At 69.8% G+C, this 14,009-nt stretch carries 12 protein-coding genes and 1 pseudogene; 4 read left to right on the forward strand and 9 right to left on the reverse strand.

Annotated elements, in window-relative coordinates:
- Positions 1-40 precede the first annotated feature (40 nt).
- Positions 41-646, forward strand: a complete 606-nt coding sequence (locus tag LQ757_RS15040; RefSeq protein WP_231048056.1) for a TetR/AcrR family transcriptional regulator — start codon at positions 41-43, stop codon at positions 644-646.
- Between the two features lie 20 nt (positions 647-666).
- Here LQ757_RS15040 and LQ757_RS15045 read toward each other — a convergent pair whose 3' ends face one another.
- Positions 667-1,593, reverse strand: a complete 927-nt coding sequence (locus LQ757_RS15045; RefSeq protein WP_231048057.1) for an NAD(P)-binding domain-containing protein — start codon at positions 1,591-1,593, stop codon at positions 667-669.
- Between the two features lie 37 nt (positions 1,594-1,630).
- A pseudogene (locus tag LQ757_RS19545) lies at positions 1,631-1,792 on the reverse strand (NAD(P)-binding protein); the annotation flags it as partial.
- Positions 1,793-1,865: 73 nt separating this feature from the next.
- Between LQ757_RS19545 and LQ757_RS15050 the strand changes: the two are divergent.
- Positions 1,866-2,507, forward strand: a complete 642-nt coding sequence (locus tag LQ757_RS15050) for a TetR/AcrR family transcriptional regulator (RefSeq protein WP_231048058.1) — start codon at positions 1,866-1,868, stop codon at positions 2,505-2,507.
- Between the two features lie 88 nt (positions 2,508-2,595).
- Here the strand turns inward: LQ757_RS15050 and lplAB are convergent, their stop codons facing one another.
- The 3 genes from lplAB to LQ757_RS15065 are packed head-to-tail and all read right to left on the reverse strand — an operon-like array spanning position 2,596 to position 4,965.
- The gene (gene lplAB, locus LQ757_RS15055) at positions 2,596-3,645 is read right to left on the reverse strand and encodes a lipoate-protein ligase LplAB (protein ID WP_231048059.1); all 1,050 of its coding nucleotides are present in this window, start codon (positions 3,643-3,645) and stop codon (positions 2,596-2,598) included.
- A gap of 10 nt (positions 3,646-3,655) precedes the next feature.
- Complete coding sequence (locus LQ757_RS15060) at positions 3,656-4,309, reverse strand: hypothetical protein (RefSeq protein ID WP_231048060.1); 654 nt, start codon at positions 4,307-4,309, stop codon at positions 3,656-3,658.
- Positions 4,306-4,965 carry a TetR/AcrR family transcriptional regulator gene (locus LQ757_RS15065; RefSeq protein ID WP_231048061.1) on the reverse strand — a complete coding sequence of 220 codons (660 nt, stop codon included), beginning with the start codon at positions 4,963-4,965 and terminating at the stop codon, positions 4,306-4,308. The genes LQ757_RS15060 and LQ757_RS15065 overlap by 4 nt, the downstream gene beginning before the upstream one ends.
- A 119-nt stretch (positions 4,966-5,084) precedes the next feature.
- Here LQ757_RS15065 and LQ757_RS15070 point away from each other — a divergent pair, with 119 nt between their 5' ends.
- Complete coding sequence (locus LQ757_RS15070) at positions 5,085-5,726, forward strand: histidine phosphatase family protein (RefSeq protein ID WP_231048062.1); 642 nt, start codon at positions 5,085-5,087, stop codon at positions 5,724-5,726.
- A 2-nt stretch (positions 5,727-5,728) separates the two neighbouring features.
- On the opposite strand, the gene LQ757_RS15075 is transcribed toward LQ757_RS15070, so the two are convergent.
- Positions 5,729-6,577: an alpha/beta fold hydrolase gene (locus LQ757_RS15075; RefSeq protein WP_231048063.1), complete on the reverse strand. Its 849-nt coding sequence runs from the start codon at positions 6,575-6,577 to the stop codon at positions 5,729-5,731.
- A 320-nt stretch (positions 6,578-6,897) separates the two neighbouring features.
- On the opposite strand from LQ757_RS15075, the gene LQ757_RS15080 reads away from it, so the two are divergent.
- Positions 6,898-10,623, forward strand: a complete 3,726-nt coding sequence (locus tag LQ757_RS15080; RefSeq protein WP_231048064.1) for an NPCBM/NEW2 domain-containing protein — start codon at positions 6,898-6,900, stop codon at positions 10,621-10,623.
- 76 nt (positions 10,624-10,699) lie between these two features.
- Here the strand turns inward: LQ757_RS15080 and LQ757_RS15085 are convergent, their stop codons facing one another.
- Genes LQ757_RS15085 through LQ757_RS15090 form a run of 3 tightly spaced genes read right to left on the reverse strand, consistent with a single transcriptional unit; the run spans position 10,700 to position 13,958 of the window.
- The gene (locus LQ757_RS15085; RefSeq protein ID WP_231048065.1) at positions 10,700-12,334 is read right to left on the reverse strand and encodes a fucose isomerase; all 1,635 of its coding nucleotides are present in this window, start codon (positions 12,332-12,334) and stop codon (positions 10,700-10,702) included.
- On the reverse strand, positions 12,331-12,459 hold the full coding sequence (locus LQ757_RS19240; RefSeq protein ID WP_255681444.1) for a hypothetical protein: 129 nt from the start codon (positions 12,457-12,459) through the stop codon (positions 12,331-12,333). The genes LQ757_RS15085 and LQ757_RS19240 overlap by 4 nt, the downstream gene beginning before the upstream one ends.
- The gene (locus LQ757_RS15090) at positions 12,456-13,958 is read right to left on the reverse strand and encodes an FGGY-family carbohydrate kinase (RefSeq protein ID WP_308195638.1); all 1,503 of its coding nucleotides are present in this window, start codon (positions 13,956-13,958) and stop codon (positions 12,456-12,458) included. The genes LQ757_RS19240 and LQ757_RS15090 overlap by 4 nt, the downstream gene beginning before the upstream one ends.
- Positions 13,959-14,009 lie beyond the last annotated feature (51 nt).

Consider the following 14,009-nt stretch of genomic DNA (forward strand, 5'->3'; position numbering starts at 1 on the left):
TTCAAGCAGTGTGCCACGCGGGTCGACTAGTGTCAACCGCATGGCACGACCGAAACGACAGGAGGCACGGCGCGCTGCGCTCATCGAAGCGACATATGCCGCGGGGCGCACACACGGTCTCCGGTCGCTGTCGCTGACGGATGTCGCGGCACAGGCCGGACTCAGTCGCGGGGCGATCCTCTACTACTACGAGGATCTCGACGCCCTCCTGGTCGAAGCGCACGGCGCCGGCGTGGAGCGGTTCTGCGACGCGCGCGACGCGACGATCGCCGGCATCGCCGACCCTCGCGATCGCCTCGGCGCCGCCATCGACGCCGGACTGCCGAGCGGTCCCGACGACGCGCTCATGAGCCTGCTCTACGAGTTCGACGTGCTCGCGGGCAATTCCGCGCTGCACGACGAGCTCGTGCAGACGCTCTACCTGCGACAGCGCCAGACCTATACCGGCATCTTCGCCGCCGGCCGCGAGGCGCAGGTCTTCACCGCGGGGCTGCCTGACGAGCAGCTCGCCATGACCTTCGTCGCCCTCGAGGACGCCTATGGCCTGCACATCGTGGGCGGCAACGCACTCATGACCGTGCCGACGGCGGCCGCGGCCATGCGCGCGGTGGCGCAGCAGCTCGGCTGTCCGACGAGCTCGACCTGACGCCTCGGACCTCCGACGGCCTACGCGGCGAGGCGCTCCTGTGCGATCGCCCTGGCCGCCCGCTTGCCTTCCTTCGCCATGTACCCGAGAGCGCCGGGCCGGGCGACGAATCCGACGAATCGCAGGCCCGAGGCGGCCGGTTCGGCCCCGCGCCGGCGAGGCGCACCGTCGTCGTCGAGAACGCCGAGGTGGCCCACGAGGGATTCGAGGCCGCTGCGGTAGCCGGTGGCGCAGATGATCGCGTCGGACTCCGCCCGGGTGCCGTCGGCGAGCACTGCCCCGTGGGCGTCGAGCGACTCGACTGCGGCCGAGATCTCGATCCGCCCGGCCTTGATCGCCTCGACGACCTCCGGGTCGACGATCGTCGGCACGGTGCCGCGCCTGCGCATTCTCGCGAACGGACCCTCTTCTGGCATCGGCAGGCCGTATGCCGTGAGGTCACCGGTATCGGATCGCTGGCCGAATCGGCTGATCGTATCGGCGATCCGAACGGGGAGGTGCATCAGCGGGACGCCGATCCAGTCGTTCGCGACCGGGCCGGGGCTCGACCGGAGCATCAGGTTCGGCGGTGTTCGCACAGCGATCCTCACCGACGCAGCCCCACCCTCGACGAGGTCGTAGGCGATCTCCATACCCGAGCAGCCCGCGCCGACCACGAGTACCGAAAGGCCGCGGTACGTCTCGGCGTTCGTGTACTGCGACGCGTGGACGAGCCGCCCGGAGAACTCATGTCGGCCGGGCCACGTCGGAACGACGGGCCGATTCTCGTAGCCGGTCGCAATGACGACCTCGTCGGCGCCCATCGATCCGGCACTGGTGTGCAGCTCCCAGCCGCCGGCAGCCGCGCGCTCGATCCGTCGGACGCTCGTGCCGAGAACCACATCGACACCGTCTTCGGCGGCATGCGTCTCGAGATGCCTGATCACCTCGTCGCGGGTCGGGAACATGGGCGTTCCGCGTGGATAGCGTCGCCCAGGGAGATGACGTATTCAAGCGCAGACGGTCGTACCGGTGTGCCCACGCCGAACCGACGCGATCACCCTGCTCCAAGACGAGTGCGCGAAACCCGAAGGCCAGGCCCGCGACGGCGACGGCCATGCCGGCCATCCCTGCACCGACCACGACGACTGGTCGATCGCTCTTCATGATCGCCCTCCTTGAGATAGTACGACCGTGCCATCTTCAGATTAAGATGGCACGACCGTGCTATCTTGTCAAGATGAGCGAGCCGATCGACCTGGACCGACCCCGTCGCTCCGACGGCGAGCAGACGTACGCTGCGATCCTCGACACCGCCGTGCGCCTCGCTTCGGTCGAAGGTCTCGGCGGACTCTCGATCGGGCGCCTCGCGCAACAGGTCGGCGTGAGCAAGAGCGGGCTCTACGCGCACTTCCGGTCGAAACGGCGGCTCCAGCTCGACATCATCCGCCAGGCTCGCGCGATCTTCGAACGCGAGGTGATCGCGCCGGCGTTCGAGGCACCGGAAGGGATCCGCCGACTGGAGTCGCTCTGCGAGGCGTACCTGTCATACGTCGAGCGCCGAGTGTTCCCCGGTGGTTGCTTCTTCGCGGGGATGATGGCGGAGTTCGACGCCCAGTCCGGTTCCGCCCACGACGAGGCGGCCGCCGATCAGCGGGAATGGATCGGCCTGATCGATGGAGCCGCCCGGCGGGCGCAAGCCCTCGGGGAGCTTGCGACCGACGCCGACATCGCTCAGCTGGCCTTCGACCTCACGGCAGCGGTCGAGCATGCCAACTACTACTCGGTGCTGTTCGGCGACACGGCGGTCGTCGGTCGCGCGCGCGTCGCCATCGCCGCCGCGATCGCGCGGGCGCGTCCCGCCGAGGGTCGGGAACCGTAGCGCCGATTCCGCTCGACTCCGCGGCGGGGCGGACGCTCGGTGCGCACGGCACGGCAGCGCACGGCACGGCAGCGCCGCGTGGTGCCGCTCACGGCACGCGCTGCAGCCACTCGCTCGTCGCGAACTTCGTCTCGGCGAGCGCCTCGGCCTCGGCGAGCTCGTCGGCCGAGACCGTGCCGGGGGTGGCCCCATACAACGAGGTGAACGTCTGCTTCAGGCTCTCGATGATCGCCGCACGGCTGAGCCCCGTCTGCGACCGCAGGGGGTCGACGCGCTTGGCCGCCGAGGCGATGCCCTTGTCGCTGATCTTCTCGCGGCCGATGCGCAGCACCTCGAGCATCTTCTCGTTGTCGAGGTCGTACGCCATCGTGACGTGGTGCAGCACGGCGCCCGAGCCGAGCCGCTTCTGCGCGGCGCCGCCGATCTTGCCCGTCGGGCTCGCGATGTCGTTGAGGGGCTGGTAGGTCGCCGCGATGCCGATGGCGCGAAGGCCCTGCAGCACCCAGTCGTCGAGGTACGCGTAGGAGTCGGCGAAGCTCATGCCCTGCACGAGCTCGGCGGGCACGTAGAGCGAGTAGGTGACGACGTTGCCGCGCTCCATCATCATGGCGCCGCCGCCCGAGATGCGCCGCACGACGTCGAAGCCGTACTTCTCGGCCCCCTCGGGGTCGACCTCGTTCTTCACCGACTGGAAGCTGCCGATGACCACGGCCGACTCGTCCCACTCCCAGAATCGCAGCGTGGGCTTGCGCCGCCCCTCGCCCACACGAGTGGCGAGCACCTCGTCGAGCGCGAGGTGCAGGCGGGGCGGCACGGCGGGGTCGTGCACGATCTCCCAGTCGTAATCGGCCCAGCTCGTGGCATCCGTCATCGCACGTCGCACCGCGACCGCGACCGCCTCGGCCGAGAACCCGAGCATCACGGCGTCGGGGCGAAGGCCCGCCGTGATCGCCGCGGCGATCTGCTTCGCATCGGATGCCGCTGCGAGGCCGTCGAGCGCGGCGTTGATGTCGCCCAACGCCTCGTCGGGCTCGAGGAAGAAGTCACCCGCGACGCGCGGCTCGCGGATGACGTTGTCGACGACGTCGAAGTCGACCACCACGAGCTTGCCGCCGGGAACCTTGTACTCACCGTGCATGGGGTACAGCCTACGGATCGCGTCGTTCGAGCGGGTTGAGGAGCGACGAAGGCGGTGGGTCGAGGAGGCGCCCCGGCGCCGTCTCGAGACCAGCGTCTCGAAGACTCGCCTGCTCGTTGAAGAGGGCGTCGTCCTTCAGCGCGCGCCTGGCTGTGCGATGCCAGCCGTAGGCGACGCTCACCGCGGTCACCACTGCGCCGATCACGGCATACGGGATGCCGGCGCCCGTCGACATCGTGCTGCTCGCAAGCCATGCCGTGAGTCCGCCGACCCCGAGCCCGAGAATCGCGAACAGCACGAGATGCACGCCGATCGACCGCACCCGGCGCAGCGTAAGGCCCAGCACCCAGGCCGCAGGACCGCCGAGGAGCACGAGGGCGCCGAGCGACCACGGCAGAGCGAAGACGAAGCTCCACAGGATGCCCAGGATTCCCCACATCAGCGCCTGTGCCCACGCCGACGAGATCGCCGTTGCGGGGTCGGACGACATGAGTGCCGCGACGACGATGATCAACGGGTAGCTCAGCGGGAAGACGAGCTGGAACACCAGCCATGCGATCCCGGCTCCGCGAGCGAACTCGCCGAAGGTGAACGCCATCGGCAGCTCAGGCGTGCGAACCCGCATCCCATACCGCCCGGCGACCCCCGGTGCGGGCACGGTCATGCTCGCACCTCGCCGACGAGTTCGAGCAGCTCGCGCATGGGCGCACGCACGAGCGGCACCCGGAGGAGCGGCAGCGCCAGGCCGAGGAGCTTGAGCCCGCGGTCGAGGAGCCGCAGGGTGCGCTCGTGGCCGGGTGATGCGTCGTAGACCCAGAACAGGGCGAGCAGCAGGTAGCCGAGCCAGAACGCGTCGGGAAGCGTTCTCGCCATATCGGGCGGGATCGAGTGCTTCGCGCCCGTGACGGCTTCGTCGAACAGCCCGACCGCGAGTTCGCGCGCCTCGACCGAGTCGGCGGCGAGCGGGTTGATCGGCGACTTCGGCGAGACGGCCGCGCTCAGGAAGCCCGGCGCGAAGCGGTGGAACGGCTCGAGCGTCGCGAGGCCGGTGCGGTAGACGATGCCGAGACGGTCGACGAGGTCGTCGGCCTGGGCGAGCAGCGGCTCGGCGGCCGCGCGGTGCTCTTGCTGCACCTCGATGTACAGCTCCTGCACCAGGTGGTTCTTCGTCGGGAAGTAGTAGTACGCGTTGCCGAGCGAGACGCCCGCCTCTTGGGCGATCAGCCGTACCGTCGTGTCGTCGAAGCCGCGCTCGCGGAACGAGGCGAGCGCGGTGTCGCGGATGAGCGCCCGCGTGCGCTCGGCCTTGCTCCGGGGCATCCTCGATTCATTTTCGAACATGTTCAAAAACTACCGCACTCTGCACCGTTCGTCATGCGGTTTCGAGACGGTCGCTTCGCTCCCTCCTCATCCCGCGGCTGCCTGCGTACGCTTGCGGCATGACGACGTTCTTCCTGGCGCGCCACGGCGAGACGATCTGGCACGCCGAGCACCGCTACGCGGGCAACTCCGACGTCGCACTCACGCGCCACGGGCTCGGGCAGGCCGCCGCGCTCGGCGCCTGGGCGGTCGATGCGCACCTCGACGCGATCGTCGCATCACCCCTCAGCCGCGCACGACGGTCGGCGGCACCGGCGATCGAGACGACCGGCCTCGAACTGCGCCTCGACGACCGTCTCGTCGAGATCGACTTCGGCGAAGCCGAGGGACTCACGCCCGACGAGATCGTCGATCGCTTCCCCGCGGAGTGGGCGGCGTTCTGCGAGGCGCCCGCGTCGAAGCCGTTGCCGGGCGGCGAGGCCGGGCGTGCCGGCATCGCTCGCGCACTTCCCGTGCTCGACGAGCTGGTCGCCGAGTTTCCCGACGGCAGGGTGCTGATCGTCGCGCACGCGACCCTCATCAGGCTGATGTTCTGCGAGCTGGCGGGCATGGATCCCGACGGCTACCGCGACCTGCTGCCCGTGCTCGGCAACTGCAACCTGACGACGATCGTGTATCCGTGGGCGACCGAGTCGCGCGCCGCGCACCACCCGCGCATCCGGTTGCTGGGGTTCGACGTGCCGCCGTCGCGGGCCGACTGACCTCAGTCGACCGCGAAGCGTTCGTCGAGCCAGCGGATCAGGTCGCCGCGCACCTCTTCGCGGTTCGTCTCGTTGAACAGCTCGTGTCTGGCGCCCTCGTAGACGACGAGTGTCGCGTCGACGAGGTGCGCGCGCCGGATGTAATCGTTGAGGAGTGCCTTCGAGCCGCGCACACCCCCGACCACGTCCTCTGAGCCGACCATGATGAGCAGGGGAAGTTCGCTCGGGATGCGCTTCGACGGCCGCCGGATGAGCGTGAACGACTGCGGCCAGCCGAACAGCTGCTGGAGCGTGCGACTCGTCGTGTACGGATCGGCCATGAACGCTTCGGGAACGGCCGTGTCGCGGCTGATCCACTCCATCGGCGTGCCCCCTGGTCGTGCGAAGCGCTTGTTGAGATCGCCGATGTTGGTGTACCCGAGTTGCAGCCACGAGGTACCGGTGAGTACGACCGCGTCGTAGCGATCGGGGTGTCGGTTGACGACGTGCTGCGCCATGAACGACCCCCATGAATGCGCGAGCATCACGAGCGGGACGTCGTCGCCCTCGGCGTCGCGGATGACTTCGCCGAACTGCTCGAGGCCTGCGAGCGCCGCGCGCATGCCGCCGGGGCCGGGTCGCCCCATGCGGGTGAGGTCACCGCCGTGCTGCTCGAAGCCGGTCTGCCCGTGACCGCGGTGGTCATCGGCCCACACCGAGTAGCCGGCCGTGTTGAGCGCCTCGATGAGCTCGCCGTAGCGACCGATGTGGTCGCCGATGCCATGTGCGAGCTGCACCACGGCGGTCGGGTCGGGCACGCGCCACGACTGGTAGTGGATCCGGACTCCGTACTCGTCGGTGAACGTGGGCATGCGGACATTGTGGCAGTCGCGACATCCGCTCGCGCTCACCCGACGCGCACCGGATGGCGCGCCGAGGCCCGCCGGGGCGCGCCGGAGGCCGTGACGCCGGAATTTCCCGACCGTCGGCGGCCGGCCCGGATTCGTCATCGAATTCCTTGATTCCCCTTGACGGGGATGATTCTCGAATGATCTTATTTGAACGTTTCGCAGTGTTTCAACCATATTCACTCACACCCCTACGAATGCGAGCAATGATGCTTCCACCTGGAACACGCGTCGCCGGGCGACCCCGACGCGCCACCGCTCTCGGTCTTGCGGCGATCGTCGCTGTGACCGGCCTGAGTTCCTTCGCCCTCGCGGTCGGGTCGATGCCCGAACCGGCGGCCGCGGCGACCGAACCCACGCCCATCACCCCGAAGAAGGTGATCCCAGAGGTTCCCGTCGACGACACGGGTGAGGCGCTCGGGGCCATCGTCGACGTCGAACAGGACGGCGCGACCGTCACGCTCGACGCGGAGCACGGGGCGCTCCGTGCGACATTCCTCGATGAGCGCACGCTGCGCCTCGAGGGAACGCCGACCGGCGAGTTCACCGATCCCGCCAACACCCCGCAGGGCGACCCCGCCCGCACCGCGAACATCGTCGTGGGCAGCGGCGACTTCGACGGGGCATCCGTCGACGTGAACGACGGCGACACGATCGCCATCGCGACCTCGGCGGTCACGCTCGAGATCGACCGCGCCTCGGGCGCCGCCACCCTGAAGCGCAGCGACGGATCGGTGGTCTGGTCGGAATCCGCGCCGCTCTCCTTCGGCGACCGCTCGACCACCCAGCACCTCGACGCGGTCGACGGCGAGCAGTTCCTCGGCGGCGGCATGCAGAACGGCCGCTCGGTGCACACCGGGGCGACCATCAACGTCGCGCGCAACTTCGACTGGGACGACGAGGGCTACCCGAACGCGGTGCCGTACTACATGTCGTCCAACGGCTACGGCGTGCTGCGCAACACCTTCGCCGCGGGCAGCTACGACTTCGCGGCGCACACCACCACGCACGCCGAGCAGCGCTTCGACGCCTACTACTTCGTCGGGTCGTACACGAAGGCGCTCGACGGCTACACGAAGCTCACCGGCCGGCCGATGATGCCGCCGGTGTACGCCCTCGAGTACGGCGACGCCGACTGCTACAACCGCTCCAGCCCGACGTACTCGGGCTCCAAGGACCCGGCGAAACTGCGCACTCCGCAGGCGCTCGAGGTCGCGAAGGACTTCGTCGAGCACGACATGCCGGGCGGCTGGATGCTCGTGAACGACGGGTACGGCTGCGAGTACCAAGAGCTGCCCGAGACGGTCGACGCGATCGAGGCCGAGACCGGCCTGAAGACCGGCCTCTGGACGCAGCGCTCGCTCACCGAGCAGGAGTACGAGGTCGGTGAAGCCGGCGTCCGCCTGCGCAAGCTCGACGTCGCTTGGGTCGGCTCGGGCTACCGCCTCGCGCTCACGGGTTGCGAGGCCGCCCACGACGGCATCGAGCAGTACTCGGACGCTCGCGGCACCTCGCTCATGGTCGAGGGCTGGGCGGGGTCGCAGCGCTGCGGCATGCAGTGGACCGGCGACCACTCGGGCAACCTCGACGCCGTGCGCTGGCAGGTCTCGGCGCTCACCGGCGCCGGCAACTCGGGCCTGCCGTTCACCACGGGTGATGTCGACGGCATCTTCGGCGGTTCGGCCGAGAGCTACGTGCGCGACCTGCAGTGGAAGGCCTTCGCGCCCGCGCTCTACTCGATGAGCGGCTGGGCGAACACCGACAAGCGCCCGTGGCTGTACGGCGAGCAGGCGACCGCGATCAACCGCGACTACCTGCAACTGCGTCAGCAGCTCATGCCGTACATCTACTCGCTCGCGGCCGAATCGCACCGCAGCGGCCTGCCGATGATGCGGTCGATCGCACTCGAGTACCCGAAGGACCCGGGCGCGTACAGCGTCGAGGCCAACAACGAGTTCCTGCTCGGCAGCGACTACCTCGTCGCCCCGGTGTTCACGAAGACCACCGTGCGCAACGGCATCTACCTGCCGGCCGGCGACCAGTGGGTCGACTACTGGACGGGCAAGGTGCACGAGGGCGGGCAGGTGCTGAACGGCCACCCCGCACCCCTCGAGCGTCTGCCGATCTTCGTGCGCGCGGGCGCCCTGGTGCCGCAGGGCATCATCGCCCGCAACGCCTCGCTCGTTCCCGAGGACTCGCCCATCACGCTGTCGGTGTACCCGCAGGGCGACAGCGAATTCGCACTCTACGAGGATGACAAGGTCACCCGCGCCTACGCCGACGGCGCCTCGAGCACGCAGGACTTCTCGGTCACGGCACCCGCCGCAGGCAAGAAGGGCACCGTGACCATCGGGATCGGGGCACGCGACGGCGACTATGCGGGCAAGGCCGACGCCCGCCCGTACGTCATCGAGGCGCACACCGGCTCGGCTCCGGCAAACGTGACGATCGACGACGCCAGGCTGAGCAAGCACGGGTCGATGGCGGAACTCGAGGCCGCGGCATCCGGCTGGTTCTACGACGCCGACGACGCCGGCGGTGTCGTCACGGTCAAGCTCGAGCCGATCGCCTCCGGCGAGCGCGCCGAGGTCGTGCTCGCCGCCACGAGCAGCGTCGGCGGCGAAGACGCCGATGCCTCCGCGGCATCCGTCGCCGTCGACCTTGCCGATCGCATCTTCCAGGGTGAGCAGACCACGGTGGCCGCCACGTTCCGGAACACCGGCACGAAGGCGAAGGACGATGTCGTGCTGACGCCCGTCGCGCCCGAGGGCTGGACCCTCGTGTCATCGGCCGGCGACCGCGTCGGCACGGTGAAGGCGGGCGGCTCGGCGAGCGCAGAGTTCGTATTCGAGGTGACGGATGCCGCTGCCGCGGACCTGCAGACCGTCACGGTCGAGGCGGCCTACACCTCGCAGCGCGACCCGAACACGGTGTCGGGGGCGAACCAGCTCTACGTCGCCTACGGGTCGCTGGCCGGCGCGTTCAACGCCGACTCGGTGACCGAGATCGCGACGGCGAAGGCCGGCAACTTCGACGGCGGCGGCGCCACGTTCTCGGCCGAGGCGCTCGCCCGCGCGGGCGTCGTCCCCGGTTCGACCGTCACCGTCGGCACCGGCGATGCAGCGATCGAGTACACCTGGCCTGCCCCCTCGGACGCGGCCGACTCGGTCGCGCCCGCGGGCCAGACCATCGCACTCTCGGGGCAGGGAACCCACCTCGCCCTGCTCGCCTCGGCGGCCTCGGGCGGCGGGGTCAACCCCGAGCTCGAGCTGCACTACACCGACGGCACCGTCTCGAAGCAGAGCGTGTACTTCCCGAACTGGCTGCTGCAGGCGTCGGGGCTGGGCGGCTCGAGCGTCGCGATCACCTCGCTCGGGCGCAACAGCGCAACGAACCCCGCGGTGTACGAGTACCCGACGGGCAGGTACCAGGTGTACTCGAACCTGCTGCGCCTGAACCCGGCGAAGGAGCTCGCGTACGTCGTGCTGCCGACGGAGTCGCGGCTCAAGATCTTCGACTGGCAGGTCGTCGATCAGCCGCTGCCGACGCCGCCGAGCGGCACGGTGTTCGCCTCGGAGCTGTCGTGGCTGAGCGCCACGAACGGCTGGGGGGTCATCGGCAAGAACGTGGCGAACAAGGACGCCGCGAACTCGCCCGACCTGCCGCTCGCGATCAACTACACCGATCCTGAGACGGGTGAGCGGCCGACGTACGCGAAGGGCCTCGGCGTGCACGCGCTTTCGAAGATCACGTACTACGTGGGCGGGGCGTGCAGCGCCTTCACCGCGGAGGTGGGGCTCGAGGCGGGCTTCGCCGGCAACGTGATCTTCAAGGTCGACGCCGACGGGGTCAACCGCTACCAGTCGCGAACGTTCACGCCCGGGTTCGCGCCCGAGTCGGTGAACGTCGACCTCGAGGGGGCGCAGTACGTCGACCTGATCGTCGAGGCACCGGGCAGCATCAACGGCGCCCACGGCGTGTGGGGCGACGCGAAGTTCGTCTGCGACTGAGGCTCGTCTGCGACTGAGGCATCCCGCCTCCGAGGGGCCCGCGCGAATCGCGCGGGCCCCTCGTGCGTGCGCGGGGTCAGAGCGAGACGGCTCCCACGAGGTTGACCTTCACGCCGAGGCGATCGAGCATCGCGGCCTTCGCGACGAGCGCCTTGTCGGCGGTGTCGGCGTCGGGTGCGTAGACGAGCTGGGCGTGGTTCGCCTTGTGCCGTGCCATGAACTGGTCGCGGCTGACCTCGTGCAGCACGACGTGCGCGATCGGCCACTCGGGGTTCGTGGCGTCCTTGCGTCGCTGCGTCTCCTCGGCCGGCAACTCGACGACGGTGCCGCGGAAGAGGTCGGCCTGCAGCACGCCGTCGGCGATGAACACCCGGGAGAGCACGACCTCGCCCGGCTTCGACACCCCGTTGACGGTCGAACCGCCTGCGGGGAAGAACACCGGGTCCTGCCGCCAGCCCTCGGCGTGCTGCCACCCGCCGAGGTGCGAGCCGGGCACCGAGCCCGAGATCTCGTACACCCAGACGAACTCGCCGCCGAACTCCTCGCCCCAGCGCACGTCGTGCAGGGTGTTGTCGGGCACGAGACCCATCGCCCGCCAGATGCGGTCGGTGACGAGCGCGTCGACCGCGACACCCTCGTCGGCCTCGTTGAAGTGCGGGAAGGCGCGGCCCTCGTGCAGCACACGCGAGCCGTCGCGCGACGCTACCGGCGGGCGCTCGGTCGTGTTGAGCAGGCCCTCGGCCAGGTCGGACGCCGGCACGAGGTCCTTCAGCCCCTGCTGGTACTGGATGCCGACCGCGTCGAGCCCGAAGTCGTCGGAGATGCGCAGCGCCGCGATGTACATCTTGTACTGCCAGCGCAGCTGTGCCTCGGTGAGCTCGGTCGCCTCGTCGGTGCCGAGCTTGAAGCTCATGCCGCGCTCGGCGAGCCAGTCGCCCACCGCATCGGCCTCGTCATCGCCCACCCTCAGCATCTCGGCGTACAGAGCCGACTGCGAGAGCCGCTCCTTGTAGATGCCGAGCCCGTTCAGCAGTTCGTCGTCGAAGATCGCGTTGTACATACCCATGCAACCCTCGTCGAAGATGCCGATGATCGCCTTGTCGGCGAGCAGTTCGTCGGCGAGCGCCCGGCCGAGTTCGACCTCGGGGGTGTCGGGAAGCTCGGGCAGCGGGCGCACGTGCGAGGCGTCGTGCTCGATGCGGCCGGTCTCGATCCATTCGCGCAGGCCTTGCGTGAACCACTCGTCGGTGAAGTCGACCGACCAGATCGTCGAGTAGTCCTTGCCCATCTTGGTGAGGCCGGCGTTGAGGCCGAGGAGGCCGACGAGGCCGGGCCAGTCGCCCGCGAAGTTCGCGACGGTGAGGATCGGGCCCCGGTGGGTGCGCAGCCCCGCGAGCACGTGGTGCGAGTACTGCCACACCGCCTCTGCGACGATGAGGGGCGCGTCGACCGGGATGCCCTTGAAGACCTCGAGCCCCATGCGCTGGCTCGAGATGAAGCCGTGCCCCGTCGCGGGATCGACGCCGTTGGCGCGCACCACGCTCCAGCCGAGCTCGCCGAGCGCGGCGGTGACATCGGCCTCCATCGCGGCCTGCGTCGGCCACCCGGCCGTGTTCGCCGACTCGCGGAGGTCGCCCGACGCGATCAGGTAGGCGGTGTTCGGCTCGGCCGCCGGGCGGGCCGCCGGCTTCGGGAGCGTGTACTGGGTCATATTGCCTCCTGGCTGGGGGTTGCACGTCGGTTCGGGAAGAGGTTCACGGTGGCGGACTCACCGGTCGCGAGTCGGATGCCTCGGGCGCGACGGGTGGCGTTCGGGCGGGCCTGCAGCGGGGTCATGCGCGGCTCCGTTGCTCGGCGGCGAGTTCGTGCACGACGGACTTGCTCGCCTCGTAGAGCCGCAGGTAGCGGTCGAAGAGCGCGTCGTACCGCTCGCGGGTCGCGGAATCGGGGGTGATCGTTCGGATCACGGGGTTCCATTCGGTGATCAGCGGCAGCGCGGCACCCGCTCGCTCGGCCACGGCCGCGGCGGCGAGGAAGGCCGCTCCGTAGCTCGCCCCGATCGTGATCGCGGGCACCTCCTGCACGAGCCCCGTGACATCCGACACGATCTGCAGCCAGAGTTCGCCCTGCGTGCCGCCGCCGACCGCGACGATGCGGCGCAGGTCCGCACCCGCGGCGCGCATCGTCTCGACGTTGTGCCGCACACCGAGCGCGGTCGCCTCGAGCGCCGAGCGGTACAGGTCGCCTCTGCCGTGCTCGAGGGTGAGCCCGGCGATGACGCCGCGCGCGTCGGGGTCTTGGATCGGCGTGCGTTCCCCCGCGAAGTACGGCAGCGTGACGAGCCCGCGCGCACCCGGACCCGATTCGGCGGCCTCGGCGAGCAGCTGCGGATAGTCGGCGTCGGTGAGCCCCGCGATCCACGCGGTGAGGGCTCCCGAGGTCGAGAGCCCGCCTGCGAGGTTGCGCGTGCCGGGGAACGCGCCGGCCGTCGTCCACATCGACGGCGTGCGCAGTGTCTCGTCGCCCGTCGCGACGAGGAACATCGTGGTGCCGTACATCAGCATGAGGTCGCCGACCTCATGCGCGCCGACGCTCACGGCCTCGGTCCACGCGTCGATCGTGCCGACGATGACGGGCGTGCCCTCGGCGAGCCCGGTGGTCGCGGCGGCCTCGGCGGTCACGCCCCCCGCGATGTCGCCGGCCCAGGCGAGCGGGGGCGCCTCGACCGGTGCCGCATAGCGTTGCCACCAGGACTCGTGCCATGCCTCGGCCTCGACGTCGTAGAGCGGCGAGGTCTGGCTGGCCGACTGGTGGTCGAGCACGTAGGCGCCGGTCAGCTTGCGGGCGAGCCACGACGCCGGCATGTAGAGACGACGGGCACGCGCCCAGGCTTCGGGTTCCTCATCGGCGACCCAGGCGATCTTCGCCCCGGCGGCCTGCGAGCTGAGCTGCGATCCGCCGACGCGTGCGATCTCGTCGACGCCGAGGTCGGTGTTCATGCGGTCGATCTGCTCGCCGGCACGGGTGTCGACGCCGTAGAGGATCGCGGGTCGCACGGGGACGTCGTCGTCGTCGCAGAGCAGCACGCACGGGCCCATGCCGCTGATGCCGACACCAGCGACCGAGGCATCCGGGACCGTCTCGAGCAGTTCGCGGGCGAGCGAGACGAACTCGCTCCACCAGACCGTCGCGTCCATCTCGACCCAGCCGCTGCGCGGGCGGTCGACCTCGTGCTGACGGGTCGCGGAGGCGAGCAGGGTGCCGTCGGCGGCGACGAGCACACCCTTGCTGCTGGATGTGCCGATGTCGACCCCGAGGGTGCATCGCATCGACATGGCGTTCCTCCTCGATCACCGTCGCCCAAGTCTGCGGTCACTCTATGCGAA

Origin of the sequence: Agromyces cavernae (genome assembly GCF_021044935.1) — a bacterium.
Lineage (GTDB): Bacteria > Actinomycetota > Actinomycetes > Actinomycetales > Microbacteriaceae > Agromyces > Agromyces cavernae.

Excerpts from the sequence above, each read along its gene's own strand:
- LQ757_RS15040 (WP_231048056.1), top strand. The coding sequence starts at position 41 with ATGGCACGACCGAAACGACAGGAGGCACGGCGCGCTGCGCTCATCGAA.
- LQ757_RS15045 (WP_231048057.1), bottom strand. The coding sequence starts at position 1,593 with ATGTTCCCGACCCGCGACGAGGTGATCAGGCATCTCGAGACGCATGCC.
- LQ757_RS15050 (WP_231048058.1), top strand. The coding sequence starts at position 1,866 with ATGAGCGAGCCGATCGACCTGGACCGACCCCGTCGCTCCGACGGCGAG.
- lplAB (WP_231048059.1), bottom strand. The coding sequence starts at position 3,645 with ATGCACGGTGAGTACAAGGTTCCCGGCGGCAAGCTCGTGGTGGTCGAC.
- LQ757_RS15060 (WP_231048060.1), bottom strand. The coding sequence starts at position 4,309 with ATGACCGTGCCCGCACCGGGGGTCGCCGGGCGGTATGGGATGCGGGTT.
- LQ757_RS15065 (WP_231048061.1), bottom strand. The coding sequence starts at position 4,965 with ATGCCCCGGAGCAAGGCCGAGCGCACGCGGGCGCTCATCCGCGACACC.
- LQ757_RS15070 (WP_231048062.1), top strand. The coding sequence starts at position 5,085 with ATGACGACGTTCTTCCTGGCGCGCCACGGCGAGACGATCTGGCACGCC.
- LQ757_RS15075 (WP_231048063.1), bottom strand. The coding sequence starts at position 6,577 with ATGCCCACGTTCACCGACGAGTACGGAGTCCGGATCCACTACCAGTCG.
- LQ757_RS15085 (WP_231048065.1), bottom strand. The coding sequence starts at position 12,334 with ATGACCCAGTACACGCTCCCGAAGCCGGCGGCCCGCCCGGCGGCCGAG.
- LQ757_RS19240 (WP_255681444.1), bottom strand. The coding sequence starts at position 12,459 with ATGACCCCGCTGCAGGCCCGCCCGAACGCCACCCGTCGCGCCCGAGGC.
- LQ757_RS15090 (WP_308195638.1), bottom strand. The coding sequence starts at position 13,958 with ATGTCGATGCGATGCACCCTCGGGGTCGACATCGGCACATCCAGCAGC.